General features: G+C 39.9%; 1 protein-coding gene. It reads left to right on the plus strand.

The annotated features are described in order from the left end of the window. The coding region (locus tag C1G53_RS10335; protein ID WP_161941412.1) for a DEAD/DEAH box helicase family protein at positions 1 to 393 on the plus strand (393 nt) is incomplete at both ends.

Genomic DNA, 393 nt, shown 5'->3' on the forward strand with positions numbered 1-393 from the left:
TGAAGAGAAAATCCTTCAAATCACCAGATAAGCATATCGTGTTTATCGTTGACGAAGCTCATCGCTCAACTGGTGGAGATAGTTTTGCAGGGATTCAAAAGGCCTTTAAGAAAGCGGCTTGGATTGGCTATACAGGAACTCCCAACTTAGATGATACAGGTGCTAGTCTGCAGACGCAAGATATTTTTGGCCCTCTTCTTCATGCCTACACTATTAAAAATGCCATTAGTGACCGCAATGTACTAGGGTTTAAGGTAGATTTTGAGACAACCATCGATCAGGAAAAACTAAAAACAACTTACTTACCAGATTTTTATCGGCAAAAATACCCGAAGTGGACAAGTGCACAGATTGAAGAAAAAATTGCCAATCTAAGTCCAGATGATATGGATG

The sequence above is a fragment of the Streptococcus suis genome (assembly GCF_002960445.1).
GTDB classification, from domain to species: Bacteria; Bacillota; Bacilli; order Lactobacillales; family Streptococcaceae; genus Streptococcus; species Streptococcus hyiners.